This is a genomic window from Natrinema zhouii, assembly GCF_013456555.2.
GTDB classification, from domain to species: Archaea; Halobacteriota; Halobacteria; order Halobacteriales; family Natrialbaceae; genus Natrinema; species Natrinema zhouii.
In genome coordinates this window covers 2655282-2680978 of record NZ_CP059154.1, presented here as the reverse complement: position 1 = coordinate 2680978, position 25697 = coordinate 2655282, and the positions used below count along the sequence as shown (strand labels likewise).

Below are 25697 nucleotides of genomic sequence, written 5' to 3'. Positions count from 1 at the left end.
CGCGAACGGCAAAGTGGTTGCGGTCTCGCCGGGACATGTATGCACATCCGTGTATCGATCAGTCGATATTTGCGACATGAATCGCAGAGGTATGCACGCTCGTGGCATCGGACGCTCCGGGTTTCGATACGCTTTTGGACCGCGCTGGACAGACTCGCACAATGACTGAGACCGACGCCCTGTACGCCGTCTCGCCGCTGGACGGCCGCTACGACGGTCGGACCGCACCGCTGTCGCCGTACGCGAGCGAGGCCGCGCTCATGCGCGCCCGCGTTCGCGTCGAAGTCGAGTACCTGATTGCGCTGGCCGAACTCCCTGCGACGCCGCTCGAGCTCGGCCTCGAGGACCGCGAGCACCTCCGCGGGCTGTACAGCCACTTCGCCGAGGAGGACGCTCGGTTGATCAAAAAACTCGAGACGGAGGGTCACGCCGACTTCGAAGCGACGAACCACGACGTCAAAGCCGTCGAGTACTTCGTTCGGCACCGACTGCCCGAGGACAGCGACGCCTCGGCCTGGATCCACTTCGGGCTGACCAGCGAGGACGTGAACAACCTCGCCCATCGGCTGCTCGTCCGGGACGCCGTCGACGAAGTCCTGTTACCAGCGCTGTACGACGTGCGGGAGACGCTCGCGGACATGGCTCGCGAGTACCGCGACCTCCCGATGCTGGCTCGGACCCACGGCCAGCCCGCGACGCCGACCACGTTCGGCAAGGAGATGGCCGTCTACGCCTCGCGGCTGGGTCGGGCAACCGGCCGGATCCGGCGGGCGACCGACGACCTGCGGGGGAAACTCGGCGGCGCATCGGGGACCTACGCGGCCCACGTCGCGGCCTACCCCGACGTCGATTGGCAGTCCTTCGCAGAGGAGTTCATCACTGATGGACTGGACCTCGAGTTCGAACCGCTCACGACGCAGGTCAACCCCTGTGACGACCTCGCGGCGTTGTTCGACGCGTTCCGCGGGGCCAACACGGTATTGCTCGATCTGGATCTCGACGTGTGGCTCTACGTCTCCGATCGCTACCTCGGCCAGGAGACCGTCGCGGGCGAGACCGGATCCTCGACGATGCCCCACAAGGTCAACCCGATCGACTTCGAGAACAGCGAGGGCAACCTCTCGAAGGCCAACTCGGATCTCACCTTCCTCGCGGACTACGTCACCACCTCCCGGCTGCAGCGTGACCTCTCCGATTCGACGGTCAAGCGCAACATCGGGGGTGCCTTCGCCCACTGCCTGATCGCCTACGGCAAGACCGCATCGGGGCTCTCGAAGGTCGTCCCCAACGAGCGGGTCATGCGCGACGACCTCGAATCGACCCCCGAGATCATCGGCGAGGCCGTCCAGACGGTCCTCCGCCGCGAGGGGCAGGCCGACGCCTACGAGCGCGTGAAGGCCGTGACTCGCGGGAAGAACGTCACGCTCGCGGACTTCCGCGACATGTTCGACGACCTCGACGTCGACGAGGACGTCCGCGAGGAACTCCACGCGCTGACGCCGGCGGGCTACACCGGCATCGCGAGCGAACTGGTCGACGACCTCGAGTAGGTCGCCCCTCATTGTCCTCGATTCCGATCGCCAGTCACGGTCCCGGCACACGGTTCCGGGATCGTGACTGTATAGGTCGCCGTTATCCGAGACCCCATATGGAATATCTCCTCTGGGTGATCGTTGCTCTCCTCGCGTACGGGCTGATGGCGCCCCTGACGAGCGTCGTGACGTCGGACGTGCCGCCCGCGGTCGCGCTCTTCCTCTCGACGACGATCTTCCTCGGGCTAACGACCGTCGTGCTCGTCGCGACGGAGACCGGCTACCCGTCCGACGCGGTAACGCCATCGGCGGGAATCGTCTACGTCGCCGGCCTCTTCCTCTCGTCGGGCATCCTCGCGTACTATCAGGCGCTCGAGCGAGGGCCGGTCAGCGTCGTCGTGCCGATCTACGGCCTCTTCATCGTCGGGAGCTCGATTATTGGGATCGCGTTTCTCGGCGAGGAACTGACCGCGACTCGCGCCGCCGGCATCGTCGCCGCAGCGGGTGCGATCTACCTCGCCGCCGGAGGTGAGGAGTGATGCGACAGTACATCGGCCTCTCGCTGTTTTCCTGTCTCGCGTACAGCCTGGTCGCCCCCCTGATCTCGATCGCGATGGCCGACATGTCCAGTACGATGGCCGTGTTCCTCTCGAATTCGGTGATGTTCGTCACCGTCGGCCTCGTGCTCGTCTATCGCGGGCTGTCGGTACGGCCGTACTTCCGTCATCCTCGGACGCCACATCTCATCGCAATGGGCGTGCTGTTGACTATCGGCCTGCTAACCTACTATCGAGCGCTCGCGCTCGGTCCGGTAAGTATCGTCGTCCCGATTTACGGGCTCTTCATCGTGATCAGTTCGCTAGTCGGACTCGTCGTCTTCGACGAAACCGTGACCGCCCGCAAACTCGCCGCGATCGGACTGAGCGTAGTGGCGATCGTGCTGATGTCCGTGTGACGGGTAGTCGAATATCTGTCCGAAGTGTCGCGGCCGAAACACCGCGCGACAGCGGTGCTCCGAGCCGTCATCGCTGCTTCGGCTCGACCTCGCTCGACTCCTCGTAGCGAACCGCCTCGAGTTGCTCCGTTTCTCGGAGGATGAACGGCCCGATGGCGAGCGTCCGCTTCATGACCGTGAGGACGCGGAGGAGGTAGGCGAGCAACACGGCGAACGGGGAGAGCGTGAGGACGTAGAGTGCACTGACAGTGAGATACGCCGTGCTGATGCCGAACACCGACCCAGTGATCTTCGCAGCGTCGAACTCGAGCATCATGTAGCCCGCGACCGCCAGTGCCGGCATCGCGCCGTAGAGGACGCCCCGAGAGATGTTGATGATCTCCCACTGAACGTAGAGAGTCTTAAAGTGTTCGCGCGCCGGGCCGAAGAACCGCAGCGATTCGATCAGGTCGTCGAACGCCGCCGCGGCGTCGTCCGAAAGCGACTCGTCGTACTTGTCACGAAGCGTTCGTGCGGTGAATATCTTCCACGAGTAGTTGTAGTTCAGGACGGGAAGCAGCGTGTCGAACGACCCGAAATCCGCACCCGCCAGGTCGTCGTTGATGATTTGGCTGTGGTCGATGAGGCCCTCCGTGAACGCGGCGATTTCGTCGAACTGTGCTGACTCGGGGCCGCTGGTGACCGCGTTGTTGAGACTCCTCGCGCGCGTCTCGGCCGTTTCGATGAGCGTCTGGAGAAAGCGAGCGGGTTCGACGGGACTCACACCGATGCCTGCGGCGTCCTCTACCTCCTCACGAAACTCGGTTTCATTCCGCATTCGCTCTCGTTGTTCCCCGAGAGGGCCGATCTCTCCGGCGAGAACGAACTGTGAGATCGACAGAACGAGGGTGACACTCGTTACGACCGCGATGACCATCGATCCGAACAGTGACGCGATTCCGTTGGTCGACACGAGCTTCCACGGTGTACTGGGGCCGAACGCGTGTAAGACGAGGAGGAGGACGTACGTCGTGGCGAGAATGACGCCGGTGACCAGCCACCGGTTGGCACTGATCAGGAACCAGATCTTTACGCGCGTTTCGCCGACACGTTCGCGCATCGTATCGGCTGGCCGCGATACGGGATCCGGGTCGCTACTCATGGATTCCGTTGTACATCGACCCGGTGGTTAAAAGGATTGATACCGATAGTCGGTGCCAGTTCGGCGTGTCCTCGACGACCGCAACGGGACGAGAGGACTGCGACCCAGTCGATGCCTCGAGGCCACCCTTACCCGACCAGTTCGACCAGCGTCGCCTCGAGCGCCCGCGCCGCCTCGCGGACGTCCGCGACCCGCACGTACTCCCGCGGGGCGTGTGCGACGGCCCCCTCGTCGTCGGCGAGCACGCCGGGGCCGAAGACGACCGTCGGCGCGTCCGTCGCGAAGTAGGAGGCCTCCGTCGCCGCGGTGAACGGACGCACCTCGCCGCCGGACGCCTTCGCGAGCGTCTCGACGACTGCCGCGTCGGGATCGGTGTCCCAGGCCTCGAGGAACGGCGTCGGTCGGTCGGTAAAGCGAAAGTCGATGTCTACAGTAGCCGGAACGGCGGCCCGCAGGTGGGCGGTCAGCGCCTCGTGAAACTCCTCGGCCGTCTCCGGTGGCACGCTCCGCCGGTCGACTGTCAGCGCGCAGTCGGCCGGTACCTGATTGGTCGCTTCGCCGCCCTCGACGACGGTCGGCGTCAGCGTCGCCGCGCCGAGTTGGGGGTGGGTCGGCGGTGCATCGGCCCGCTCGTCGAAGGTTCGAATCGCCTCGAGAACCGACTCGAGGGCGGCGACCGCGTTGCTCCCGGTCTCGGGCTCCGCGGCGTGGGCGTTGGCTCCCGAGAGGTGGATCGTCCCCTGAAACCGGCCCTTCGCGGCCGTACAGACGTCGAGGTCGGTGGGTTCGCCGACGATCACTGCGTCCGCGTCTCGAGTGGGCGACTCGTCGCCAGACACCAACTCGTAGGCTCCCGTCGAGAGCACCTCCTCGTCGGGGGTGATCGCGAGCGTGATTCGACCGTCGGTCGGCTCGACTGCGAAAAAGGCCGAGAGAATGGCCGCGAGCGGCCCCTTCGCATCGCAGGAGCCTCGCCCCCGAATCACGCCTGAACCGTCAGCGTCCTCGCCATCGTCGCGCTCGTAGGGGACGTGCGGCGAAACCGTGTCGATGTGGGTATTCAGAACCACGTGTGTCTCGGCGCTGGTCGCCGGCGGCCCGCGACTCGCCAGTACGTTCCCGGCGTCGTCGACGCGGGGCTCGATGCCCTGTGCCTCGAGCGTCTCGCAGAGAAAGTCTCGCATCGGCTCGACGGCCTCGTGGGAGGGATACTGGACGGCGTCCTCGAGAAACGCGATGGGGTCGAACGCGTCGTCGATCGAAGCCTCGGCGGCGGAGCGATCGTCCGTCACGGCTCGACCGGCGGCTCGACGGCCACCTCGCCGTCGAACTCGTGTTCGACCGGCCCGGCGAGCGTCGGGCGTCCGCGGTCGTTGAAGCTCACTCGCAGATGGCCGCCCGGCGGGTGGACGTCGACCGGGTCGGCGTCGGTGAGTCCGAGGCGACGCGCCACGACGGCCACGGCCACCGCTCCGGTCCCACAGGAGTCGGTTTCGCCCTCGACGCCGCGTTCGTAGGTGCGCTGTCGGAAGCCGCCCGAGCCGTCGGGACTGGCCACGGTGACGTTCGTCCCGTCCGGGAAGGCGTCGGCATGTCGCACCGGCGGTGCGATCGCCTCGAGGTCGACGTTATCAACATTGTCAACAAAGCTCACGGCGTGGGGAACGCCGGTGTTGACCACCGACACCTCGAGACCCTCGATCTCCGCTTTGAGGACCGGCTCGTCGGCCATGACCGGGACCTCGTCGGGGACGAACGTGAGCGGGGTCATCTCGATGACGACGTTCTCGCCGTCGCGGTCGGCCCGCAGGGTGCCCGCCTGAGTATCGATCATCACGCTGTCAGCCCCCGTCCGGTCCATCGTCCACTCGGCGGCGCAGCGAGCGCCGTTGCCGCACATCGGCGCCGTCGCGCCGTCGGGCTGAAACAGCGTCATCACGACGCGGGGCGGGTTGAATTTCTCCTCGGGGGCGAGAAAGAGGATCCCGTCGGCACCGACGCCGACCGTCCGGTCGCACTCGCGCTCGGCGAGGGCACCCCGGTCCGGGACGTGTTCGTCCGCATGGATAATTAGAAAGTCGTTGCCGGTACCGTGGTACTTCTGGAATGGGATGCTCATCGTGCTCTCGTCAGTCGTTGTCGGTGTCGCTCGCTCGGCCGTGGTCGTTCTTTCGGTTCGCGCTTGCGAGCGGCGAGGAATCCGAGGCGTTCCGCGCCTCGCGCTCTGCTCGCGTCACGTCGTCGACCGTCTCGCGGCGACGGGCGAGTCGAACGTCGCCGTCCTCGAGGACGATCGACGCGGGACGGGGTCGAGAGTTGTACTGGTTCGCCATCTCGTAGCCGTAGGCCCCCGCGTTGCCGATTGCGAGGATATCTCCACGTTTGCTTACCGGTAGTTCACGCTCGGTACAGAAAACGTCGCCGCTCTCGCAGATCGGGCCGGCGACGGTCTGCGGGAGCCGTTCGCGGCCGTCATCACCGGCTGCCGTCAGGTTCCGGATCGGATGGTACGCGTCGTACATCGCGGGCCGGATCAGGGTCGTCATCCCGGCGTCGACGCCGGCGACGGTCGTTTCGCGGGCGTCTTTGACGGTGTTCACTTCGGTGAGGAGCACGCCGGCGTCCGCTACGAAGTAGCGACCGGGCTCGATTGCCAGTTCGGCGTCGATCTCGCCGATCGCGTCTCGAGTGGCGTCCGCGACCGACTCGAGGTCAAGCGGGTCTTCGTCCTCGCGGTACGGAACCCCGAACCCGCCGCCGACGTCGACGAACTCGAGGGTACCTACTGCGTCGGCTACCGCTCTCGCCAGATCGCCCATCCGCGCGACGAACTCCCGGTGGGCCTCGAGCTGGTCGCTCGAGACGCCGGAGCCGACGTGGGCGTGGATTCCGACGACGTCGAAGCCGCGATCGGCGGCGTCCGCGAGCACGTCGACCGCACGCTCCGCGGGGACACCGAACTTCGCGGCGGCACCCGTCCGCACCTTCTCGTGGTGGCCGGCGCCGATGCCGGGGTTGACCCGCAGACAGAGTCGCCCGGTATAGCCGCGGTCAGCCAGCCGGTCGATCGTGTCCTCGGAGCCCGCGGTGACGGTTAGTTCGGGGTGGTCCGCCCAGGCGTCGACGATCCAGTCGAGGTCGCCCGCGGGCGGGTTGACCGCCGTGTAGTGGATCTCCGAGCCCGATGCCCCGGCCTCGAGCGCCCGCTGCACTTCCCCGGCGGAGGCACACTCGAGGCCGGCCCCCGCCTCGCGAAGCGTCGAGAGGACGTCCCCCAGCGCGTTCGCCTTCACCGCATAGAGGATATCGGCGTCGGAAAAGGCGGCCTCGAGTCGCCGGTAGTTCTGTCGAACTCGCTCGAGGTCGAGGACGTACAGCGGCGAGCCGTACTCCGCCGTAAGTGCCTGTAGTTCGGCCGCGTCCCACTCGGTGAGGCGGCGGACGGACAGCGAAGCCGCAGCGTCAGTCATTGTCAGTTTCAGGTGACCGCGAGAATTCAAGCTTTGGGTTCCGTCTCGGCTACTCGGCTTCGAGCGCTTCCCGTTTGATCTCGTCGATCGACTTGCCGTCGAACGCATCACCGACGGCGTCACGGAGGCCCTCGATCGGGTCGGCTTTCAACGGAATCAGTTCGACTCGATCGTCGAGTTCGACGACGCGGTATCGATCGCCGTGTTTCTCACGGATGTCCTGCGGGATGACGATTCGGCCTCGATCGTCGGCCTCGGCCCGTTTGCTCATTCGGTCCGACTACGAAGGGAATGGACAAAAACCTCCCCACGCATCGTCATCTTCCCCGCGGCGATCGAAACTCAGTTCCCACGAGAGCCGTCCGCCAGCGACACGTCTATTCCCGTAACGCGTCTTCACGCTCGGTCGCCTCGAGCGTCTCCGTCTCGATATCGGTCGCGACGACGGCGGGCTTGTAGGCCCCGCCGTCGAAGAGGTCGTGGTCGCTGATCGAGGACTCGACGAAGCGGGTGAACGCGCGCCGATCGGCGGGCAGTTCGCCGTAGAGAACCTCCTCCTCGACGAGGTCGTAGACCGGGATGCGCGGCGTCAGGAGCGTGTTCTCGCCGACGACGCTGTTCTCGCCGACGACGAAGCCGCTCGTGACGCGACAGCCTGCACCGAGCGAGACGTTGTCCTCGACGATGACCGGCGCGCCCTCGACGGGCTCGAGGACGCCCCCGATAAGAGTGTTCGCGCCGAGTTTGACGTTGTCGCCGATCTGTGCACAGGAGCCGACGGTGTCACAGGAGTCGACGAGCGTCCCGTCGCCGACGCGAGCGCCGATGTTGACGAACGCGGGACTCATCAGAATGCAGTCCGAGCCGATGTTCGCACCGCGCCGGACGACCGTGCCGTCGGGCGTGTTGCGGCTCCCGCGGTCGCCGTACTCGCTCGAGTCGGCGAGCGGAAGCACGTCGTTGTACGTGGTGCCGCCGTGGTCGTACTGCCCGATCGATCGGAGGCCGAAGTTGAGCAGGATGCCCTGCTTGACCCACTCGTTCGCCTCCCAGGAGTTCCCCTGCTTCTCGGCGGCGCGGATCTCGCCGGACTCGAGGGCGTCGAGGAAGGCCTCGAGGGTCGCGTACGCGTCCTCGCCGGCGGATTCGGCGTCGATCTCGTCGTTCTCCTTGCGCTCCCACAGCTCGTTGATTTCGGTCTCGAGTGCGCTCATTCGCTGATCACGTCCGCGAAATCGTACCAGCCTGCCTTCTGTCCAGCGATCCAGACCGCCGCGTCGACCGCGCCCGCGGCGAAGACGCCGCGATCCTCGGCGCGGTGCGTAAGCCGCACCTCCTCGTGGTTGCCCGCGAGAACGATTTCGTGTTCGCCTGTGACGTCACCCGCGCGGAGCGCGTGGACGCCGATTTCCCGCTCCGAACGCGGCGCATCGCCCTCGCGGCCGTGCGTGCGCTCGGTGAAGTCCCCGTTGGCCTCGATCTCCTTGAGCAGCCGGTTCGCGGTGCCACTCGGCGCGTCGCGCTTGCCGTTGTGGTGGGTCTCGACGAGTTCCACGTCGTAGCCGGGCAGATCCTGCACCGCGTCGCCGACGACGTTCACGAGCGCCTGCACCCCGCGGGCGAAGTTCGGTGCGTGGAGGACGGCGATATCCTCGCTGGCCGCCTCGAGCGCTTCGAACTCGTCGTCGAAACCGGTCGTGCCGGTGACGAAGGCGACCCCTGCGCCGGCACAGGTTTCGACGTAGTCGACGGCCGACTCCGGCCCGGTGAAGTCGACCACGACGGTCGGTTCGCGGTCGGCGACCAGCGAGTCGAACTCGGCCGCGGGCTCAATCTCGACGCCCTCGACGGTCGCGTCACCGGCCGGCTCCCGGTTGACGGCGAAGACGACGTCGCAGTCCTCGCGCTCGGCTGCGGCGGCGAGCACTTCCCGGCCCATCCGGCCCGTCGCGCCGGTGACGCCGATCCGCGTCGTCATCGATCACGCTCCGCCGCGTCGGCGACTTCGGTCGTGTCGCGCTCAAGGTCGGCGAGCACCGCCTCGAGATCCTCGCGGTACTCGTTGGCCAGTCGGGAGAGCGGCGAGCGCATCCGGGCCGGGCCGTAGCCGCGGATCTGCATGGCTTCCTTGACCGGGATCGGATTGGTCTCGACGAAGAGTCCGCGGAAGAGCGGCCCGAGTTCGTGGTGGAGGTTGCGCGCGCGTTCGTAATCGCCGTCGAGCGCCGCGCCGACCATCGCACAGGTCCGCTCGGGCTCGATGTTCGCGGCGACGCTGATCGTCCCGGTCCCGCCGACGGAGATGGTCGGCACGGTGAGGGCGTCGTCGCCCGAGACCACGGCGAAGTCCTCGTCGGTCGTCCGCTCTGCGATCTCGCCGATCTGGCCCAGATCGCCGCTGGCGGCCTTGAATCCCGCGATATTTTCGTGGCTCGCGAGTTCGACGGCCGTGTCGGGTTCAATGTTTCGACCCGTCCGCGAGGGCACATTGTAGACGATTTGCGGCAGGTCGACGGCGTCCGCGATCGTCCGATAGTGTTCGATCAACCCGCGCTGTTCGGGCTTGTTGTAGTACGGCGAGATGAGCAGGAGGCCGTCCGCGCCCGCGTCGGCGGCACGCTCGGAGAGTTCGAGCGCCTCTCGCGTGTTGTTCGAGCCCGTGCCCGCGATGACCGGCACGTCGTCGACGGCCTCGATGACCGCCTCGACGACCTGAACGTGTTCGTCGTGGCTCAGCGTCGCCGATTCGCCGGTCGAGCCGACGGGAACGAGCCCGTCGACGCCCGCGGCCTCGAGGCGCTGGGCGTCGGTCTGGAGCGTTTCGAAGTCGATTCGCTGGTCGTCGTCGAAGGGCGTGCACATCGCCGGGAAGACGCCCGAAAGGTCGATAGGTGAACTCATGTGTTGGGTGTGGTGTCGGTTGGTCGTGTGTTAGCCTCCGATCGGTAGGGTGTATCGATTCCGATCGGTGGATGTTCAGTGGGTAGTCAGGTAGCGAGTCCGTGCGCGGTCGGATCGTACCCGGGACGGGGTGCCACGCCCGCCGCGAGCACACTCACGCACGTTTACGTTTGGGAAAACGAGGGCAGACGCCGCTCACGACGGGACCGGCGGTCGAGTGAGCGACGTAGCGCATATACGAGAGAGGAGGCCGAATTGACTTATTTATTGCGTTTGGACCGAGCCCGTCGGCTGTATTGAGCTACTAACTGACATACACTTTCGCGTCATTTATCCCGACGCGATACTTACCATCGCCCATGACAGATTTCGGACTGAAAGTGCGAATGGCGATCGTCGGCTCGATCCTGTTCGCGTTCTACATGCTCGTCGGGGCCTTCGGCCTGGCGATGTTCGGGACCGGTACGTGGCCGCTGGTTCTGCTCGGACTGCTCGTGTTGCCGGTTATCCAGTACAAGATCGGGACGTGGTCGGCGACCAGAAAGGCCGAACCGATGCCCGAAGACGGCCAGTATCAGGAGATCCACCAGATGACCGACTCCCTCTGTCGGGATATGGGCATCAAAAAGCCCAAACTGATGGTCATGGAGATGGGCGTCCCCAACGCCTTCGCGACCGGCCGGAAGGGGAAGGGCGTCGTCGTCGTCTCGACGGAACTCATCCGGCTCCTCCAGCGCGACGAACTCGAGGGCGTGATCGCCCACGAGCTCGCCCACATCAAGAACCGCGACGTCCTCGCGATGGTGCTGGGGAGTTCCATCGCGATGATGGTCGGCTGGGTCGCCTACATGGTCTACATCATGAGTAGCGAGCGCGGCATCGGCGGGATCATCGTCGGCATGGTCATCTCGAACATCGCGCAGATGCTCGTGATGATCTTCGTCCTCGCCATCTCGCGCTACCGCGAGTTCGTCGCCGACGAGGACGCCCGCCAGTATATCGGCAGCGGCGACCCGCTCGCCCGCGCCCTCGAGAAGATTTCCAGCGGTGCGCAGGGCCGCGAATCGCAGATCGACGACAGCATGAGCGCGCTGTGTATCTTCAACTCGGAGAAGGGGCTCCTGCAGTCGCTGTTCGCGACGCACCCGCCGACGGAAAAGCGCATCCAGAAGCTCCGAAGCTGAGAGTACTGGTAGTCGCAACGTGACCGGAGCGAACGCCGCGATTTTTTATGGTCGCGCGCGACATGCTAGGATATGACGGAAATTCATCCGGGGCAGCGCGTCGCCGTTCTCGTCGACGCCCAGAACCTCTACCACACCGCACAGAGCATTCACAGCCGGAATATCGACTACTCCGCCCTGCTCGAGAAGGCCGTTCAGGACCGCCAGCTCACGCGCGCCATTTCCTACGTCATCCGCGCGGATTCGCCCGAAGAGGAGAGTTTCTTCGACGCGCTGGTCGATATCGGCTTCGAACCGAAGATCAAGGACATCAAGACGTTCTCCGACGGGACGAAAAAGGCCGACTGGGACGTCGGAATGAGCCTCGACGCGGTGACGCTGGCGAACCACGTGGATACGATCGTCCTCTGTACGGGCGACGGCGACTTCTCGCGGCTCTGCTCACACCTGCGTCACGAGGGCGTCCGCGTCGAAGTGATGGCCTTCCAGTCCTCGACGGCCGAGGAACTCATCGAAGCGGCCGATTCGTTCCTCGATCTCGGCGACCGCCACGAGACGTTTCTCCTCTGAAACACTCGGCTGCAGCGTCGACGGACCGGATCGAAGGTCAGCTCGAGCCCGAGTCGGTCGGAAATCAGTTCGGTTGCCGACTCTGCCACAATCCGACCAACAGCGCGTACCCCGTGATGAGCAGCGTTGCACCGGCAACGAGGTACACGAGCGGCCCGGTAACGAGCGCGGCCGGCCCGACCAGCGTCAGGGCCCCGATGACGAGCAGCGTAACCCCGAGACCGATTTGCGTGACGTCCATACGATTTGGATAGTAGTAAACCAATCATTATAACATTCTCCATCTCATTCCAGTCATCGTTCTAACTGATCATGGAATTCGACCCGCAGATCAGGGGGTCGACGCCGGCAGGTCGAAGGGCTTTCGCCGTGCCGGGTCGAACGCCGGTCAATGAGCGAGCCAGCAGACGGGCGTGCGGGCCTCCCGCAACTCCGGACCATCGGGGACTATCAGTTCGGCGACGGTGCAGGCGCGGCCCTGTTTCCGCCCGAGGAATCGCTAACTATCAAGCGCACCACCTCGGGGCGTCCACAGCAGATCCACGCCGAAACAGGGCGGATCGTCTCCTTCGGCACCGACGGCCGATTCACCCTCGGCCTCGAGGGCGGTCGCCGGCTCGATGCCGCACTCGCGCACCCCGCCTATCGCGTCGTGGTCGACGACGAGAGCGAGCCCTTCGTCCGCGACGAGAAGAACGTCTTCGCGAAGTTCGTTTGCGAGGTCGGCGACGAAATCCGGCCGGGCGACGAGGTGTTGATCGTCCACGAGCGCGGCGAGTTGCTCGCGGTCGGGACGGCACAGCTCGACGCCGAAGCGATCCGGGACTTCGAGACGGGGATGGCGGTGACCGTTCGCGAAGGCGCGCCCGCGGAGACGTAGAACGGTCAGACTGCCCCGCTACAATCGGCACCCTCGCCCGATTTCGCGTTCGTATCGCGCTTTGATCTCCTCGAACAGCGTTTCGCCGACCGCCGTCCGGAGCCGCGGCGCGGCCGTCGCGAAGAACTCGTCGAGGTTCTCGTACTCGGAGAACGCGTCGTTTCGTTCGGTGTCGTCGTAGCGGTCCTCGCGCTCGTACTCGAGGGCCTGCAGGCAGTTGTCGATCAGATCCATGTCCTTGACGAACTGCGCGGTCGGCGTTTCGCGCGCCTCGTACTCCGTCCAGAGCGACAGGAGGTCGTCGTCATTCCGAAACGGCTCGAGCAGATCGGTGATCGCGTCCCGCTCGAGAGTCGCTTTTTCCTCGCCGGCCACTCGCTGTTTGCCCGCTTCCGCTCGCGTCGCGATATCACCCGTTCGTGCTTCCGCGAGGTCGTGAACGAGCGCCATCGATACCGCTCGTTCGCGGTCCACACCGTCGTCGGCTCGGTCGGCGTACAGCAGACACAGCGTCGCCATTCCCCAGGTATGTGCCGCGACCGATTCCGGTGACTCGATCCCGCGGAGGACCCACCCTGTCCGGCGCTCGTCTTTCAGCTCAAACGCCTCGAGCAGCGCATCGAATTCGTCGTCCATCGTGGGACACCACGTGCCAGTGTGGGTTGAAAACGTCGGTTACGAGCGTTCGGTTCGTTACGAGAGGGGAGTGCAGTCACCTGCCCGTTCTCCATCCGCTCCGAGAGCACGTGTTCTGCACGAAATATTAGTCTGGCGGGTGAAAGTACCGATTACGGATGCGACAGAAACCAGATCTGAGCGGCCAGACCGCGTTTATAACGGGGACGACGAGAGGGATCGGAAAACAACTCGCGCTCGCGCTCGCCGAACGGGGCTGTGACATCGTCTCGACGGGGAAAACCGTCGACGACTCGGACTCCGAACTCAAGGGGACGATTCACAGAACAGCCGAGGAATGCGCGGAGAAGGGCGTCGACACGCACGCGATCCAACTTGACGTCCGCGACGAGGACGCCGTCGAGGCGGCCATCGCGGACGCGATCGACGAGATGGGCGAGATCAACATCGTCATCAACAACGCTTCGGCCATCCAGATGGGGAACGTCGAGGGGATTCCGGCCGACCGCTACGACCTCCTGAACGAGGTCAACGTGCGCGGGACCTATCTCGTTTCCCGGGGGTTCATCGAGCACCTCCGGGACGTCGAGGCGGACGCCTGGATCCTGACGAACGCGCCGCCGGTCGAAATCGATCGCGCGCCGGGGTCGGCGGCGTACTCCTGGTCGAAAATGGGGATGTCCTTCGTCACGCTGTCGCTGGCGCAGGAACTGGCGAGCGACGGTATCGGCTGTAACACCTTCTGGCCGGTGACTGCCATCGATACGCGGGCGACCCGCTACTTCGAGATGGGAACCGAGGACGACTGGCGCACCCCTGACATCGTCTCGGATACGGTACTCGAGATGCTGAACCGCGACCCGGCCGAGTTCACCGGACACAGCGTCTACGACGAGGAGTTTTTGCGCGAGGCCGGCGTCGAGGACTTCTCGGCGTACAACCTCACCGAGGGAGATCCGGCACCGCTGTCGGCACAGCTCTTCGATCCGGACTACTCGCGCTCGAGTGAGTCGTGAGTTTTCGGCTCCTCCCTCGTGTCCGCGCTCCCGACTCACTCCAGCGAACGACAAAGTAAAAGGGAGCCCACGGCGACGTATCGAGTATGTTTGGAGGAGGTGGCGGCGGACTCAATCCGCGCAAGATGCAGCAAATGATGGAGCAGATGGGCATCGACGTCGAGGATATCGACGCCGAGGAGGTCATTATCCGTACCAACGAGTACGATCTCGTCTTCGACGGTGCCGAAGTCACGAAGATGGACGCCCGCGGCCAGGAGACCTACCAGGTCATCGGCTCGCCCGAAAAGGTCGAGGCCGGATCCGCCGGCGGAAGCAGCGGTAGTGCCGATGCCGGAAGCGACGCCGAACCGTCGATCCCGGACGACGACGTCGAACTCGTCGCCACGCAGGCCGGCGTGGGCGAGGACGAGGCCCGCGAGGCCCTCGAGAACAACGACGGCGACCTCGCCGCGGCGGTCGCCTCCCTCGAGTGACTCGAGTGAGCGGCAACGAGAACGCGGACGACGAGGCCGACACGGAGACAGAGACCGAGGCAGGGTCTACGGACGGAGAGGACCGCGTCCCGGTCTTGCTCGTCCGCGGCGACCGCGAGTACCTCGTGAAACCCGGCGGAGAACAGGGGACCGATCTCGGCGTGCTCGAGGTCCCCGAGGACGTCCAGCCGGGCGACACGATCGAGACGCATCTGGGCGATGCGTTTCACGTGCGCCGGCTGCGGGGTCCGGACCTCTTTCATCAGTTCGAGCGGACGGGCGCGCCGATGGTCCCCCGCGATATCGGACTCGTACTGGGCGAGACAGGGATCGCCCGCGGCGACCGCGTCCTCGACGCCGGTACCGGAACCGGCGTCCTCGCGGCGATGATGGCCCGCGCCGGCGCGTCGGTGGTGACCTACGAGCGCGACGCGGAGTTCGCCGACGTCGCCCGCGAGAACATGGCGCTGGGCGGCGTCGAGGACGCCGTCGATGTCCGAACCGGTGACGTGCTCGAGCACCTCGACGACCTCGAGCCGTCGTCGTTCGACGTGCTCACCCTTGATACGGGTGACGCACCCGCGATGGTCGAGCACGCGCCGGACCTGCTGGTCGACGGCGGGTTCCTCGCGGTCTACAGTCCGTTTATCGAGTCGACTCGAGCGGTTTCGGAGACGGCTCGAGAGGTCGGCCTCTCGGATATTACCACTCGAGAGACGATCCAGCGCGAGATGCAGTTCGACGAACGGGGTTCGCGGCCGTCGACTGCTCCCGTCGGTCACACGGGGTATCTGACGATCGCGCGCAACGAATAGCGAGTCGGAGACTTTTCTGCTCGAGTTGCAGTGGATTCAGTAGTACCTCGAGTGAGCAGTGGCCGGGAACGGACTCCGAGCACCGCGAGGAGTCCGTGACCCGGGGAAGGGCAGGCGGTTACCCGATTACAACCGCGAGCGAACCCGAAGGGTGAGCGAGCGGGCCGACGACCGACCCGGAAGGAACGAAGTGAGTGGAGGGGAAGGAGGAGTGCTTTTGATCAACCTTTTACCGAGGGACATCGCGAGCGAGGTGCGCAGCGCCTCGCTCGCGATAGACCGCAGCGTAAAAGGTTGTTAGTTATCATCCTCGCGCCACTTGTGCTCACACTCGGTACAGATGAAGAAGCGCGTCTCGGATTCGTCGGCCGATCGGATCTGTTGCATGTACCAGAGGGCGCGGTCGTTGCCGCACTCGGGACAGAGCGCGTTGGTCTCGGGCAGCGAGGTTTCCCCGGAGGACTCGATGACCTCGCTCACTTCCTGATCGTCGGTGACGGTGTACTCGGAGGCGTCGCCTTTCGGCTTCGTAAAGCCGCAGTTGCCGCACTCCCAGATGCCGTCGTCGGCTTTCATCATCGAACCGCAGTCGTCGCAGAATTCCATCGTTGTCCGGGCTACGGAGGTGGAGCGACTTAAGGGGCCTGTTTCAGATCGTTGACCGGTCTCGGTCCCGATCTCACCGCGGGGCGCTTATCCCTCGCCCTCCGACTGGTACGGCTCGCCGACGGCTTCGCGCGGGAGGACGTTGTTGAGTTCCGACTCGAGGTCGTCCATCGACTCGAAGCGGTCGCTGTCGCTGCGCTCGATGAGCGCCCCCAGATTTCGCTCGCCGTCCGCGAGGAGGAGCGTGACGTCCTCGAGTTCGGCAGCGGCCCGATCGTTCGTGACGGGGTACTCGAGGTCCTCGAGGACGCTCTCGATGCGGCTGAGTTTGATCTCGGACATGGCTAGACGGACGGGATCCGATGGCTTGTAGTTCTGTTATGCTCGGACGTACTATCGCGGAGACTAATATTTCGATTCGAAACTATAATCGGGTGCGATCACGCAGCTACGGTCGATGCGGAGAGTCGTCGATCGGATTATCGCGCCGTTCGCCGTCGACCGCCGGGTACTCGCGCTGGCGGGTGCCCGAATGGCGGACGGAATCGGCAACTCGTTTCTGATCATCGTCATTCCGCTGTACGTGACTAGCGGTATCGTGAGCGGGACGGCGTTCGGCCTCGGGGAGTCGATGATCACCGGGGTCATCCTCTCGATCTTCGGCTTCCTCAACAGCAGCTTTCAGCCGTTTACCGGCCGGTTGTCCGATCGACTCGGGCGGCGCAAGCCGTTCATTCTGGTCGGACTCGCCGGACTCGCGGTGATGAACGTCGCGTACGTCTTCGCGGAGACGTACGCTACTCTGCTGCTCATTCGCGGTCTGCAAGGCATCAGCGTCGCCTTCATCATCCCGTCGTCGGTCGCGCTCGTCAACGAGCTCGCCACGACCGGTAATCGCGGCGGGAATATGGGCGTCTACAACACGTTCCGACTGGTCGGCTTCGGAGCCGGTCCGGCGGTGGCCGGTGCGGTCGTCAGTTACGGCCCGTACGCGATCCTCGGCGAGGTGGTAATCGACGGGTTCGACGCCGCCTTTTACATCGCCGCGATCACGGCCGCGCTCAGCTACGGGTTGGTGACCGTGCTGGTCTCCGATCCCGAGTCGACGGCCGCGAACGCCGGGGCCGATCTCTCGATCCCCGTCCTCGATCGATCGGGATCCAACCTGCTCGACCCGATCTTTACGCTCGGCGTCGCATCGTTTTTCATGGCGACCGCGATCGCACTGTTCGCGACCATTCAGCCGCAGGTCAACGCCCGCCTCGAGCAGGGTGCGACCTGGTTCGGCCTCCAGTTCGCGGCGTTCATCATCGCGCAGGTCGTGTTGCAGACACCGATCGGACGGGCCTGCGACCGGTACGGACGCCGGCCGTTCATCGTCGCCGGAATGGTGTTGCTGATCCCGACGACGCTCGCGCAGGGGTTCATCATGTCGTCAGGACTGATGTTCGTCGCTCGGCTGTTCCAGGGCGTCGCCGCCGCGATGGTGTTCGCCCCGTCGCTGGCGCTGGTGGGCGACCTCGCCGGTGAGGGAGAGTCTGGCTCGAAGCTGTCGATCCTCACGATGGCCTTCGGCTACGGGATCGCCGTCGGGCCGCTCTCCTCCGGCGCGCTGGTCGGGTTCGGTTTCAGAGTACCCTTCATCTTCGGCACCGCCCTCGCCGTCGTCGGCGCAATCTTGGTGTACACGCAGGTCGAGGAGACGCTCGAGACGACGGCCTCGGTGCCGGGCGTCGGGAGCGATTGAGTTCGAGACTACTCGAGCCGCCGTCTCTCTCTCTCTCTGCAGCTACTCGCTCGCTGGCCGAAACCGAACGAGGGTCACAGGTCGGTTGAAGTGACAGACAGCGAAACTGACGGGACGCAACGCAAAAGTACCGGTTACCCATACGGTTCGACGATGACGCTCTCGGAGGAGGCCCAAGACCGGTTGGCGGACGTGGTGGAGCTACAACCGACGAAGAACTCGGAGCTCCAGGAACGGTGGGACATGGACAGCGGCAGCGAGGTCCATCAGTTCCTCGAGAACGAACTCAGTGACTACTACTTCCGGGACGACAACAGCCTGATCCGAGCGACCGCGGAGGCGGCCGACCTGGTCGACGTCGAGCCGGGAATCGAGAGCGACTCCGACGACGGGACCCCCTCTAAAATCCGCGTCCCCGAGTTGCAGGCGCGGATCGTCGCGGTACTGGCCGGTCCCGAGGAGAAATCCGAGAGCGTCGTCTCGGTGTTGCACAAGCTCCGGGACGAGTACGGGGTCGATCCCGACTCCGAAACGGTCCGGTCGGGCCTCCAGAGCCTGCGTCGCAAGGGCGTCGTCGAGGTGGAGTACCGCACCGTCCCCACGTTCCGGCTGGCGGTCGAGCGCGACGAACTCGAGGTTTCCATCTCCGACTGACGGCTCGATTTCGATATCGCTACAGCCCCGGCCGTCGTCGACGCCGGCGCGCTTCGAGGATCCGTTGGGATCGTTTTCCGGGCCCGCCCTCGATCGGCCAGCCGCGGGTGCGCCAGGCCGGCGGCTCGGGTTCGAAGTCGCCACAGGAGCCGGAACACTCGGCGGCCGTCTGGCACCGGCCCTTGGCGGCGCAGTACGGCAGCGCCTGGTGAGCGTCTCGAGCGCGTAACTGAAAGTGCCGGCAGTCGGGACGCATCGTGTCGACGAACGAGCGCCAGCCGCGCTCGTAGGCGCGTTCGGCGATCGCGAGCCGTTTGTCGGCCTTCCAGTCGGGATTGACGAACTCGAACCGGGCGGCGGAGCCGTCCCGCTTCCCGCCGTCGGGTCGCTCGAGGATCCGCGTTCCCGGCTCGTCGACTGCGAGCGAGCGGGGATGCCACGCGACCTCGGCAGTCAGGGGATCGGGCTCGAGCGAGAGGATGCCCGCCTCGATTGGCAGGTCCTCGAAGAGCGCGGGTTCGACGCGCTCGCCGGTCTGCCGGGTCGCGACCCAGACCTCGTCGGCGAGTTCCATCGCGACGTCGTACTCGAGCTGGGAACCGAGTGTGCGCGCCGCGCTGGCGTCGAGATCCGGTTTGTTCTCGATCGCGACAACCCGCTCGAGCCAGTCGGGATAGGTCCACTTGCGCCGGATCTCGATGCGATTCCCCGACCTGCGGGTCTCGAGAATCCCGCGGTCAGCAGCGGTGTGGATCGCCTCGCGGACGTACCGCCACGGGTAGCCGGGATGGGGGAGCGCGTCGCGGTAGTAGGCCCACTCCGCGGGAGCGTTTCGGAGGACGTGGAGGAGATCGCTATCGAGACGTTTCGGGCCGAAGTTCGCTCGCCGGCGGAGGGTCTCGGGGTCGCACTCGAGGACGATGGTGTCCCAGCGCCGGCGTTTCGTCCCGAGCTGGCGGGCGACGATGATCGCAGTTTCGTCGCTCGTGGAATCGGTCCCCGGCGGCCACGCCAGTTCGGCCCACCGGCAGGTCCGCAGTTCGAACCCGAACTCGGCAGTGTATGGGTCCACGGCAGCCCTTGGAAGTGAGAGCGCAAAAGCGCTACTCGATCGACCGTCACCGATCGGTCGAGGGAACGATAGCGGCACCGCTACCGGCTGCGTACCATGCGTGGAACGCGATATTCTGCCGGAGAATCGCCGTTATCTCCTACAGCACGGAATCGACCGCCGGTCGCCGTGGACTACGCTTCGTCGTCGTCGTCATCCTCCTCCTCGCGCTCGTCGAGGAACTCGTGGGCGTCCTCGAGGATCTCCCGAGGCCCGTCCTGCGTGACGGTGTTGATCGCCTGATCGTAATCGCGCCACTGGAGGTCGCGATGCTCGTTCGATAGTTCCGCGCTCGCCTCGAACGACTTCGCGACGAAGAGGTGAACGGTCTTGTGGATCGTCTTGCCGTTCGCCTCGAAGACGTAGTCGTAGTCCTTGCGGAAGCCGTCGAGTAGTCTGAACTGTTCGATACCTGCCTCTTCCGTTACTTCGCGGATCGCCGTCTGCTGAAGTTCTTCATCTCCTTCGACACCGCCCTTGGGGAACTCCCAATCGCCTGGGCGACTCTTGAGTAGAAGATACTCGCGCCGGCCCCGCGTATCGCGGAAGAGGATCGCGCCTGCGCTCGTAGCTTCGACTGCCATTACAGGAGATAATAGGCGCGACGTTAAGAGAATATCGGACTGTTCGTCCAACGAACACTGAGTGGGGTCGCGGTTTTCACGATGTCGACGGTCGATCGACTGCAGTCGTTCACCGTCGGCGAGGGGAACCCGCGCATCTCAGCAAGTTTTTACGCGCCGACCGTTGACGTACTCGACAGCACCAGCCATGACCTTCGTCACCAGTCTCACCCTCCAGAGCGGCGATCGCGCCGCGCTCGATAGTATCGTCGACGACATCAAATCCTCCGCGGAGCGAAAGGGAGCGGCGCTGAAAGGTCCGCACTCACATCCGCCCGAAAAATTCTCGGTTCCCCAGCACTGTCGGCTCCACGCCGACGACGACCGACACTTTTCCTCGTGGGAGTACACCGTTTTCACGCGCGAACTCGAGATCCACGGCCACGACAGCCTCGCGCGCAACATCGCCTCGCAGAACTTCCCCGACTCGGTCCACATCGAGGCGGAGGTCGAGCAGATCCACGGCGCGGGCCGTGGCAACTGAACGCACCCGGTTTCGCTGCAGTTTCGAATCGTTTCTCTCGAGACGCCACCGTCGACAGGGCTTTTTACCGTTCCCACAGAGGTGCGGATATGACCGCAGACGACCTCGTCTCGCTCCGCCGAGACCTCCACCGAAAGCCCGAGCCCGCCTGGCGCGAATTCTATACGACTGCACGGATCGTCGCGGAACTCGAGTCCCGGCTGGGCGACGAACTCGCCGAACTCCACGTCGGCCCCGATGCTATCGCGGGCGAGCATCGGATGGCGGTCCCCGACGACGCCGAACTCACACACTGGTACGAGCGGGCTCGAGATGCGGGGATCGACGAGACCGTCCTCGAGCGACTCGAGGGCGGCTACACGGGCGCGGTCGCCGTCCTCGAACGGGGCGAGGGGCCGACCGTCGGCCTCCGCGTCGACATCGACGCACTGCCGCGGGCGGAGTCCGACGATCCGAACCATGCACCTGCCACCGAGGGCTTTCGCTCGGAGCACGAGGGCGCGATGCACGCCTGCGGCCACGACGCCCACGCGACGATCGGGATCGGCGTGCTCGAGCGAGTCGCCCGGAGCGATTTCCGGGGCACGCTGAAGGTGTTCTTCCAGCCCGCCGAGGAGGTCGTCGGCGGGGGCAAGTCGATGGCCGAGAGCGAGCACATTCGGGATATCGACGCCCTGCTCGCAGTTCACATCGGGCTCGACCATCCGACCGGCGAGATCGTCGCCGGCATCGACGGCTTTCTGGCGGTTTCGCACCTCGAGGCGGCGTTCACGGGTGAATCGGCACACGCGGGCGGTCACCCCGAGCAGGGGCGCAACGCCGTGCAGGCGATGGCGACGGCCGTCCAGAACCTCTACGGCATTCCCCGGCACAACGACGGCACGACGCGGGTCAACGCGGGCGTCGTCGAGGGCGGCAGCGCCGCCAACGTCATCCCCGACGAGGCCCGAATCGTCGCCGAGGTCCGCGGCGAGACGACCGAACTCATGGAGTACATGAAGCGCCGAACTCGACGGGTGCTCCGGAGCGCCGCCCGGATGCACGACTGCGAGGTCGACATCGAAACCGGCGCGGAGGCCCCGAGCGCGACCAGCGATCAGGAACTCGTCTCGGTCGTCGCCGACGTCGCGGGCGAGACGGCCGGCGTCGAGCGCGTTCTCGAGCGCGACGAGCTCGGCGGGAGCGAGGACGCGACCTTTCTCATGCGCAAAGTGCAGGAAAACGGCGGTCGCGCGTGCTACGTTGGTGTCGGCACCGACCACCCCGGCGGCCACCACACTGCGACGTTCGACGTCGACGAGGCGAGTATCGGTCACGGAATCGACGTGCTGGCGGGATCAATCGAGCAAATTAGCCGTCGGCAATCCTGATCGACACGTTCTCAACTGATTTCGAGCGGGAGTGGCCGGGAGCGGACTCCGAGCATCGCGAGGAGTCCGCGACCCGGGGAAGGGCAGGCGGTTCACCGATACCGACCGCGAGCGAGGCCGGAGGCCGAGCGAGCGGGCCGACGACCGACCTGTAAGGGAGGGAGGAGTGCTTTTCATCGAAGCTAAGCGGGATCTTCGATCCCGCGAGGTCCAAAAGAGCGCTCCATAGGAGCGCTCTTTTGAGGATTTTACCGAGTGCGGTCGCGAAGCGACCGCACGCAGAGTAAAAGTTCGGTCTTTAGTATTTGGGGTCGGCCCCGGTCGTCTCGTAGACCTTCTCCATGAGTTCGTCGCGCCGGTCCTGCCAGCCCGCGAGTCCCGCGGGACTGGTCGGATAATTCTCGTAGTGGGCGAGCAGTTCGTCGGCGCGGCGCTTGGTCTGGTAGAGGTTCCAGATCGTCCCCCAGTGACCGCGGCTCTTGAGCAGGGCCTCGAGTTTGAGCTTCAGCCCGATGTCCGCGCTGCCCGAGTAGAGAGCCTCGGCGAGCTTGTCGCCGGGCATCGCCGCGAGCAGGCCCATCAGGTCGTCGACGTCGACGGCCGTCGAGAGAATGTTGTAGACGTCGAGTGCGGCGTAGCGCGCGCCGAAGTGGTCCATCACGCGCTCGTTGTACTTCCAGAAGGTGTCCTCGCTGTAATCGCCGGTCTCGAGGGCCTCGATCGCTTGATCGGCGGCGTACTTGCCGGCGTAGGCGGCCCCGGCGATCCCGCCGCCGGTGGTGGGATTCACGTGTCCGGCGGCGTCGCCGACGGCCATGTACCCCGGGTGGACGGCAGAGTCGTACGGCCGGCGGGTCGGCAGCGCCGCGCCGAGTTTGTCCTCGACCTCGGCACCCTCGAACTCGGCGCGGTTCTCGAGGTCCCGCTTGAGGTCGTCGACGAGTTTCATGGGTTCCTCGGTCATCTGGAACCCCAGCCCGGCGTTGATTTCGGTGTCAGTCCGTGGGAAATACCAGAGGTAGCCTGCAGCGCGCTCGGTCGGCTTGAAGACCAGCGCGTCGTCCCACTCGACCGGCTCCTCGACGTGGACAATCTCGCGGTAGGCCGAGCAGAAGTGGCTGTAGTCGACGTTGGTGTCGAACGTCGACTCCGAGAAGTCCACGTGGTCCTGCAGTACCGACAGGGAGCCCGCGGCGTCGATGACGATATCGGACTCGTACTCGAGCGGGTCTCCCTTCCGAATCGCTTCGACGCCAGTTACACGGCCGTCGTCGTTCTGGACGACGTTTGTGACGACGGTATCGTAGTGGAAGTCGACGCCGACGTCCTCGGCACCGTCGATGATCCGCCGGCCGTACTCCCAGCGGTCGATGACGGCGAGCTCGCCCGGCACGGGAATCTCGAGGACGGTGTCCTCCTGCGGAATCTCGAAGCGCCCGTGATCGACGCCCGTGTTGGTAAAGGCCGGCTCGAGTTTCGACTTCGGGATCGCCTCGGGGAAGGCGTCGGCACCCTTCAACGCGTCCCCGCAGGCGATGTGCCCCGCTTCCTCCGCGTCCTTTCGCTCGAGGACGACGACGTCGTAGTCCTCGCGTGCGATGGTCGCTGCGGCGTAGCACCCTGCGGTTCCGGCGCCGACGATGACCGCGTCCGGCGACTGGTCCCGGGATGTCGTCGCGGCGGCCGACTGCTCCTGCGTACTCATACCATTACTGTGCACACCGCGGCAAGAAAACGCTTTATGGTTGATTCGCCGGAGTGTCGGAGACGAAATCACGTGACAGGTTTGACTGACGAGTCACCGATCGGAGACCGCCGTTGCAGGCGGAAGCCGACGCAAGCGATGGGCGTGGTCTCCCGCGGTGAAATAAAGAGTTTTAGTGAGGTCCGCCGTACCGGGCGGTATGACAGAGTACACCATCGAGTTCGTCGGGACGGGTGAGACCATCACCTGCACCGACAAAGAGACGATCCTGAGCCGGTGTCTCGAGGAAGGAATCGCCCAGGAGTACTCCTGCCGAGTCGGGATGTGTCTGGCCTGCTCCGCCGAAATTCTCGAGGGAGAGGTCACCCAGCCCGCCGCTCGCGGGCTCACCGAAGAGGAAGCCGAAAACTTCGCGCTGACCTGCATGGCGCGCCCGCAATCGGACCTGAAACTCGACCGCGGCAAGTACCCGCCGAGCATCGAGGGCGACCTCGCAGGCGGCGCGACCGACGGTGCGGTCGCCGACGACTGAACGCACCGCTGCGACATACCGGTCTCACGAACCGTCATCGTCGATAGATCGCTGTTCTCTCCTCTCGTTCCGAGCGAGTTCGCCGTCAGTCGGCGACCGCGCAGTTGTTCGGCCCCAACTCGAGTTCGAACGCCGTCTCCCCGTCGACGTCCTCGAGGCCGAGATTTACCGCGACGATCCGCTCGTGATTCAGCGGCCGCGGCGGGAGATCGTTCGTGACGCGCTCGACGAACCCGTCTTCGTCCAGTGAGAGCGCCCCGACTCGATCGCGCAGCGCCCCCATTCTGGCGACGAACGTGCCGTTGTCCCGCGGATCGGCGGCATCGCTGTAGTGGCCCGGTGCGATGATCGCGTCGTCGGGCAGCTCGAGGAGGCGGTCCTGCAGGGTCTCGTACAGCCGCCGCGCCGCGTCGGCCGCGCCGTCGTCCCCGCGTTCGAGGTCCGGCCGGCCGACCCCCTCGAGAAACAGCGTGTCGCCGGTGAACAGGAGGTCGTCCAGCCGGTACGAGAGCGACTCGGTCGTGTGACCGGGCGTCGCGACCGCGGCCAGCGTCGCGTCGCCGACCTGTACCTCGTCGCCGTCGCCGATCGTCGTCGCGTCGAACGCCAGCCCGCGGTCAGTCGCGCCCTCGGGGACGACCGCTGCGGCGTCCGTCCGTTCCGCGAGGGCTCGAACGCCGCTGACGTGATCCGCGTGGACGTGCGTGTCGATCGCGTATCTGATCGTCGCGTTCCGATCCGCTGCGTCGTCGACGTACCTGTCAGTAAACGCTCGAAGCGGATCGATTACCGCCGCCTCGCCGTCGCTGTAGATCGCGTAGGCGAGACAACCGCTCGAGGGCCGATCGTACTGGACGACCGTCGCCGGCGCGTCGACGTCGAGTTCTCGAGCGACGTACAGATCTGCCCAGGCGTCCATCCCGCCAGCGAGGTTGGCCGCGTCGATACCCGCCTCCCGGAGGAGCCCGACGGCGTGGGCGCTCGCCTCGCCGCGGCCACAGACCGCGAGAATCGGTTCCTCGAGATCGGCCGCGAGCTCGTCCACGTCGCCCGTCGCCTGGGCCTGGATGAACCGCACGTGCGGGATCTGGACGGCGTCGACTCCCTCGCCCTCGAGGTGCCATCGCTCGAACTCGTCGCGGTCGCGGACGTCGAGAACGGTCAGTTCGTCGCCGGATCGCAGCCGATCGGCCAGCGCCTCGGGTGCGATCGAGGGCGATTCGTCGGCCTCGTCGCTTGGCGAACCGGCGGCGTCGCTCCGGTCGTTCATGGGACGCGATACGCGCTCG

Annotated in this window: 30 protein-coding genes; 14 read left to right on the top strand and 16 right to left on the bottom strand. The window is 65.5% G+C overall.

Translation table 11 applies throughout. From position 1 onward, the window contains the following. The first annotated feature begins 161 nt into the window (after nt 1-161). From purB to HYG81_RS31985, 3 genes are all read left to right on the top strand, one after another. Entirely contained in the window at nt 162-1550 is a 1389-nt protein-coding gene (gene purB, locus HYG81_RS31995; RefSeq protein ID WP_180840244.1) for an adenylosuccinate lyase, read from the top strand. A 98-nt stretch (nt 1551-1648) separates the two neighbouring features. Next, on the top strand, nt 1649-2071 hold the full coding sequence (locus HYG81_RS31990; protein ID WP_180840243.1) for an EamA family transporter: 423 nt from the start codon (nt 1649-1651) through the stop codon (nt 2069-2071). Beyond that, nucleotides 2071-2487, top strand: a complete 417-nt coding sequence (locus tag HYG81_RS31985; RefSeq protein ID WP_180840242.1) for an EamA family transporter — start codon at nt 2071-2073, stop codon at nt 2485-2487. The genes HYG81_RS31990 and HYG81_RS31985 overlap by 1 nt, the downstream gene beginning before the upstream one ends. 67 nt (nt 2488-2554) lie before the next feature. Here HYG81_RS31985 and HYG81_RS31980 read toward each other — a convergent pair whose 3' ends face one another. The 8 genes from HYG81_RS31980 to dapA all read right to left on the bottom strand — a co-directional run bounded on the left by HYG81_RS31980 (nt 2555) and on the right by dapA (nt 9999). After that, nucleotides 2555-3628, bottom strand: coding sequence for a DUF7972 family membrane protein (locus tag HYG81_RS31980; protein ID WP_180840241.1), 1074 nt, complete (start codon nt 3626-3628; stop codon nt 2555-2557). Nucleotides 3629-3756: 128 nt separating this feature from the next. Next, nucleotides 3757-4920 (bottom strand): M20 family metallopeptidase, encoded by a 1164-nt coding sequence (locus tag HYG81_RS31975; RefSeq protein ID WP_180840240.1) that lies wholly within the window; start codon nt 4918-4920, stop codon nt 3757-3759. Beyond that, nucleotides 4917-5747, bottom strand: coding sequence for a diaminopimelate epimerase (gene dapF / locus HYG81_RS31970; protein WP_180840239.1), 831 nt, complete (start codon nt 5745-5747; stop codon nt 4917-4919). Before dapF ends, HYG81_RS31975 begins: the two co-directional genes overlap by 4 nt. A gap of 10 nt (nt 5748-5757) precedes the next feature. Next, nucleotides 5758-7098, bottom strand: coding sequence for a diaminopimelate decarboxylase (gene lysA, locus HYG81_RS31965; RefSeq protein ID WP_180840238.1), 1341 nt, complete (start codon nt 7096-7098; stop codon nt 5758-5760). A gap of 49 nt (nt 7099-7147) precedes the next feature. Next, nucleotides 7148-7369: an AbrB/MazE/SpoVT family DNA-binding domain-containing protein gene (locus HYG81_RS31960; RefSeq protein WP_180840237.1), complete on the bottom strand. Its 222-nt coding sequence runs from the start codon at nt 7367-7369 to the stop codon at nt 7148-7150. 106 nt (nt 7370-7475) lie between these two features. After that, nucleotides 7476-8312, bottom strand: coding sequence for a 2,3,4,5-tetrahydropyridine-2,6-dicarboxylate N-succinyltransferase (locus HYG81_RS31955; RefSeq protein ID WP_180840236.1), 837 nt, complete (start codon nt 8310-8312; stop codon nt 7476-7478). Then, nucleotides 8309-9076 carry a 4-hydroxy-tetrahydrodipicolinate reductase gene (dapB, locus tag HYG81_RS31950; protein WP_180840235.1) on the bottom strand — a complete coding sequence of 256 codons (768 nt, stop codon included), beginning with the start codon at nt 9074-9076 and terminating at the stop codon, nt 8309-8311. Before dapB ends, HYG81_RS31955 begins: the two co-directional genes overlap by 4 nt. Then, nucleotides 9073-9999 (bottom strand): 4-hydroxy-tetrahydrodipicolinate synthase, encoded by a 927-nt coding sequence (gene dapA / locus HYG81_RS31945; protein WP_180840234.1) that lies wholly within the window; start codon nt 9997-9999, stop codon nt 9073-9075. Before dapA ends, dapB begins: the two co-directional genes overlap by 4 nt. A gap of 359 nt (nt 10000-10358) precedes the next feature. Between dapA and HYG81_RS31940 the strand changes: the two genes are divergently transcribed. Both HYG81_RS31940 and HYG81_RS31935 read left to right on the top strand, forming a co-directional pair. Then, nucleotides 10359-11183 carry a M48 family metallopeptidase gene (locus tag HYG81_RS31940; protein WP_180840233.1) on the top strand — a complete coding sequence of 275 codons (825 nt, stop codon included), beginning with the start codon at nt 10359-10361 and terminating at the stop codon, nt 11181-11183. Nucleotides 11184-11255: 72 nt separating this feature from the next. Next, nucleotides 11256-11753 (top strand): LabA-like NYN domain-containing protein, encoded by a 498-nt coding sequence (locus tag HYG81_RS31935; RefSeq protein ID WP_180840232.1) that lies wholly within the window; start codon nt 11256-11258, stop codon nt 11751-11753. Between the two features lie 64 nt (nt 11754-11817). On the opposite strand, the gene HYG81_RS31930 is transcribed toward HYG81_RS31935, so the two are convergent. After that, nucleotides 11818-11994 carry a hypothetical protein gene (locus tag HYG81_RS31930; RefSeq protein WP_180840231.1) on the bottom strand — a complete coding sequence of 59 codons (177 nt, stop codon included), beginning with the start codon at nt 11992-11994 and terminating at the stop codon, nt 11818-11820. Between the two features lie 150 nt (nt 11995-12144). Here HYG81_RS31930 and HYG81_RS31925 point away from each other — a divergent pair, with 150 nt between their 5' ends. After that, nucleotides 12145-12633: a PUA domain-containing protein gene (locus HYG81_RS31925; protein WP_180840230.1), complete on the top strand. Its 489-nt coding sequence runs from the start codon at nt 12145-12147 to the stop codon at nt 12631-12633. Nucleotides 12634-12651: 18 nt separating this feature from the next. Here HYG81_RS31925 and HYG81_RS31920 read toward each other — a convergent pair whose 3' ends face one another. Continuing rightward, the gene (locus HYG81_RS31920) at nt 12652-13269 is read right to left on the bottom strand and encodes an HD domain-containing protein (RefSeq protein WP_180840229.1); all 618 of its coding nucleotides are present in this window, start codon (nt 13267-13269) and stop codon (nt 12652-12654) included. A gap of 158 nt (nt 13270-13427) precedes the next feature. Here HYG81_RS31920 and HYG81_RS31915 point away from each other — a divergent pair, with 158 nt between their 5' ends. The 3 genes from HYG81_RS31915 to HYG81_RS31905 all read left to right on the top strand — a co-directional run bounded on the left by HYG81_RS31915 (nt 13428) and on the right by HYG81_RS31905 (nt 15576). Then, complete coding sequence (locus tag HYG81_RS31915; protein ID WP_180840228.1) at nt 13428-14285, top strand: SDR family oxidoreductase; 858 nt, start codon at nt 13428-13430, stop codon at nt 14283-14285. An 86-nt stretch (nt 14286-14371) separates the two neighbouring features. Continuing rightward, complete coding sequence (locus HYG81_RS31910) at nt 14372-14761, top strand: nascent polypeptide-associated complex protein (RefSeq protein ID WP_180840227.1); 390 nt, start codon at nt 14372-14374, stop codon at nt 14759-14761. Further along, nucleotides 14758-15576, top strand: a complete 819-nt coding sequence (locus tag HYG81_RS31905) for a methyltransferase domain-containing protein (RefSeq protein ID WP_180840226.1) — start codon at nt 14758-14760, stop codon at nt 15574-15576. The genes HYG81_RS31910 and HYG81_RS31905 overlap by 4 nt, the downstream gene beginning before the upstream one ends. Nucleotides 15577-15873: 297 nt before the next feature. On the opposite strand, the gene HYG81_RS31900 is transcribed toward HYG81_RS31905, so the two are convergent. Next, on the bottom strand, nt 15874-16182 hold the full coding sequence (locus HYG81_RS31900) for a transcription factor S (RefSeq protein WP_180840225.1): 309 nt from the start codon (nt 16180-16182) through the stop codon (nt 15874-15876). Nucleotides 16183-16269: 87 nt separating this feature from the next. Further along, the gene (locus tag HYG81_RS31895; protein ID WP_180840224.1) at nt 16270-16524 is read right to left on the bottom strand and encodes a DUF5789 family protein; all 255 of its coding nucleotides are present in this window, start codon (nt 16522-16524) and stop codon (nt 16270-16272) included. 115 nt (nt 16525-16639) lie between these two features. On the opposite strand from HYG81_RS31895, the gene HYG81_RS31890 reads away from it, so the two are divergent. Then, the gene (locus tag HYG81_RS31890; protein WP_180840223.1) at nt 16640-17929 is read left to right on the top strand and encodes an MFS transporter; all 1290 of its coding nucleotides are present in this window, start codon (nt 16640-16642) and stop codon (nt 17927-17929) included. Between the two features lie 153 nt (nt 17930-18082). Next, nucleotides 18083-18583, top strand: coding sequence for a DUF5797 family protein (locus HYG81_RS31885; RefSeq protein WP_180840222.1), 501 nt, complete (start codon nt 18083-18085; stop codon nt 18581-18583). Nucleotides 18584-18602: 19 nt separating this feature from the next. Here the strand turns inward: HYG81_RS31885 and HYG81_RS31880 are convergent, their stop codons facing one another. Both HYG81_RS31880 and HYG81_RS31875 read right to left on the bottom strand, forming a co-directional pair. Then, the gene (locus tag HYG81_RS31880; RefSeq protein WP_180840221.1) at nt 18603-19655 is read right to left on the bottom strand and encodes a DUF5787 family protein; all 1053 of its coding nucleotides are present in this window, start codon (nt 19653-19655) and stop codon (nt 18603-18605) included. Between the two features lie 173 nt (nt 19656-19828). Next, a complete protein-coding gene (locus tag HYG81_RS31875; protein WP_180840220.1) occupies nt 19829-20278 on the bottom strand; it encodes a bis(5'-nucleosyl)-tetraphosphatase in 450 nt (149 codons plus the stop codon). Between the two features lie 187 nt (nt 20279-20465). Between HYG81_RS31875 and HYG81_RS31870 the strand changes: the two genes are divergently transcribed. Together HYG81_RS31870 and HYG81_RS31865 are read left to right on the top strand one after the other, a co-directional pair. Then, on the top strand, nt 20466-20801 hold the full coding sequence (locus tag HYG81_RS31870) for an uS10/mL48 family ribosomal protein (RefSeq protein WP_180840219.1): 336 nt from the start codon (nt 20466-20468) through the stop codon (nt 20799-20801). 89 nt (nt 20802-20890) lie between these two features. Continuing rightward, nucleotides 20891-22171, top strand: a complete 1281-nt coding sequence (locus HYG81_RS31865) for an amidohydrolase (protein WP_180840218.1) — start codon at nt 20891-20893, stop codon at nt 22169-22171. 298 nt (nt 22172-22469) lie between these two features. On the opposite strand, the gene HYG81_RS31860 is transcribed toward HYG81_RS31865, so the two are convergent. After that, nucleotides 22470-23876, bottom strand: coding sequence for a geranylgeranyl reductase family protein (locus HYG81_RS31860; protein ID WP_180840217.1), 1407 nt, complete (start codon nt 23874-23876; stop codon nt 22470-22472). 199 nt (nt 23877-24075) lie between these two features. On the opposite strand from HYG81_RS31860, the gene HYG81_RS31855 reads away from it, so the two are divergent. Further along, nucleotides 24076-24408, top strand: a complete 333-nt coding sequence (locus HYG81_RS31855; RefSeq protein WP_180840216.1) for a 2Fe-2S iron-sulfur cluster-binding protein — start codon at nt 24076-24078, stop codon at nt 24406-24408. A gap of 85 nt (nt 24409-24493) precedes the next feature. Here the strand turns inward: HYG81_RS31855 and HYG81_RS31850 are convergent, their stop codons facing one another. Then, complete coding sequence (locus tag HYG81_RS31850) at nt 24494-25678, bottom strand: MBL fold metallo-hydrolase (protein ID WP_180840215.1); 1185 nt, start codon at nt 25676-25678, stop codon at nt 24494-24496. Nucleotides 25679-25697 lie beyond the last annotated feature (19 nt).

What these genes read in the sequence shown, in the direction of transcription:
- purB (WP_180840244.1), top strand. Translation starts at nt 162, where the DNA reads ATGACTGAGACCGACGCCCTGTACGCCGTCTCGCCGCTGGACGGCCGC.
- HYG81_RS31990 (WP_180840243.1), top strand. Translation starts at nt 1,649, where the DNA reads ATGGAATATCTCCTCTGGGTGATCGTTGCTCTCCTCGCGTACGGGCTG.
- HYG81_RS31985 (WP_180840242.1), top strand. Translation starts at nt 2,071, where the DNA reads ATGCGACAGTACATCGGCCTCTCGCTGTTTTCCTGTCTCGCGTACAGC.
- HYG81_RS31980 (WP_180840241.1), bottom strand. Translation starts at nt 3,628, where the DNA reads ATGAGTAGCGACCCGGATCCCGTATCGCGGCCAGCCGATACGATGCGC.
- dapF (WP_180840239.1), bottom strand. Translation starts at nt 5,747, where the DNA reads ATGAGCATCCCATTCCAGAAGTACCACGGTACCGGCAACGACTTTCTA.
- lysA (WP_180840238.1), bottom strand. Translation starts at nt 7,098, where the DNA reads ATGACTGACGCTGCGGCTTCGCTGTCCGTCCGCCGCCTCACCGAGTGG.
- HYG81_RS31960 (WP_180840237.1), bottom strand. Translation starts at nt 7,369, where the DNA reads ATGAGCAAACGGGCCGAGGCCGACGATCGAGGCCGAATCGTCATCCCG.
- HYG81_RS31955 (WP_180840236.1), bottom strand. Translation starts at nt 8,312, where the DNA reads ATGAGCGCACTCGAGACCGAAATCAACGAGCTGTGGGAGCGCAAGGAG.
- dapB (WP_180840235.1), bottom strand. Translation starts at nt 9,076, where the DNA reads ATGACGACGCGGATCGGCGTCACCGGCGCGACGGGCCGGATGGGCCGG.
- dapA (WP_180840234.1), bottom strand. Translation starts at nt 9,999, where the DNA reads ATGAGTTCACCTATCGACCTTTCGGGCGTCTTCCCGGCGATGTGCACG.
- HYG81_RS31940 (WP_180840233.1), top strand. Translation starts at nt 10,359, where the DNA reads ATGACAGATTTCGGACTGAAAGTGCGAATGGCGATCGTCGGCTCGATC.
- HYG81_RS31935 (WP_180840232.1), top strand. Translation starts at nt 11,256, where the DNA reads ATGACGGAAATTCATCCGGGGCAGCGCGTCGCCGTTCTCGTCGACGCC.
- HYG81_RS31930 (WP_180840231.1), bottom strand. Translation starts at nt 11,994, where the DNA reads ATGGACGTCACGCAAATCGGTCTCGGGGTTACGCTGCTCGTCATCGGG.
- HYG81_RS31925 (WP_180840230.1), top strand. Translation starts at nt 12,145, where the DNA reads ATGAGCGAGCCAGCAGACGGGCGTGCGGGCCTCCCGCAACTCCGGACC.
- HYG81_RS31920 (WP_180840229.1), bottom strand. Translation starts at nt 13,269, where the DNA reads ATGGACGACGAATTCGATGCGCTGCTCGAGGCGTTTGAGCTGAAAGAC.
- HYG81_RS31915 (WP_180840228.1), top strand. Translation starts at nt 13,428, where the DNA reads ATGCGACAGAAACCAGATCTGAGCGGCCAGACCGCGTTTATAACGGGG.
- HYG81_RS31910 (WP_180840227.1), top strand. Translation starts at nt 14,372, where the DNA reads ATGTTTGGAGGAGGTGGCGGCGGACTCAATCCGCGCAAGATGCAGCAA.
- HYG81_RS31900 (WP_180840225.1), bottom strand. Translation starts at nt 16,182, where the DNA reads ATGGAATTCTGCGACGACTGCGGTTCGATGATGAAAGCCGACGACGGC.
- HYG81_RS31895 (WP_180840224.1), bottom strand. Translation starts at nt 16,524, where the DNA reads ATGTCCGAGATCAAACTCAGCCGCATCGAGAGCGTCCTCGAGGACCTC.
- HYG81_RS31890 (WP_180840223.1), top strand. Translation starts at nt 16,640, where the DNA reads ATGCGGAGAGTCGTCGATCGGATTATCGCGCCGTTCGCCGTCGACCGC.
- HYG81_RS31885 (WP_180840222.1), top strand. Translation starts at nt 18,083, where the DNA reads ATGACGCTCTCGGAGGAGGCCCAAGACCGGTTGGCGGACGTGGTGGAG.
- HYG81_RS31875 (WP_180840220.1), bottom strand. Translation starts at nt 20,278, where the DNA reads ATGGCAGTCGAAGCTACGAGCGCAGGCGCGATCCTCTTCCGCGATACG.
- HYG81_RS31870 (WP_180840219.1), top strand. Translation starts at nt 20,466, where the DNA reads ATGACCTTCGTCACCAGTCTCACCCTCCAGAGCGGCGATCGCGCCGCG.
- HYG81_RS31865 (WP_180840218.1), top strand. Translation starts at nt 20,891, where the DNA reads ATGACCGCAGACGACCTCGTCTCGCTCCGCCGAGACCTCCACCGAAAG.
- HYG81_RS31860 (WP_180840217.1), bottom strand. Translation starts at nt 23,876, where the DNA reads ATGAGTACGCAGGAGCAGTCGGCCGCCGCGACGACATCCCGGGACCAG.
- HYG81_RS31855 (WP_180840216.1), top strand. Translation starts at nt 24,076, where the DNA reads ATGACAGAGTACACCATCGAGTTCGTCGGGACGGGTGAGACCATCACC.
- HYG81_RS31850 (WP_180840215.1), bottom strand. Translation starts at nt 25,678, where the DNA reads ATGAACGACCGGAGCGACGCCGCCGGTTCGCCAAGCGACGAGGCCGAC.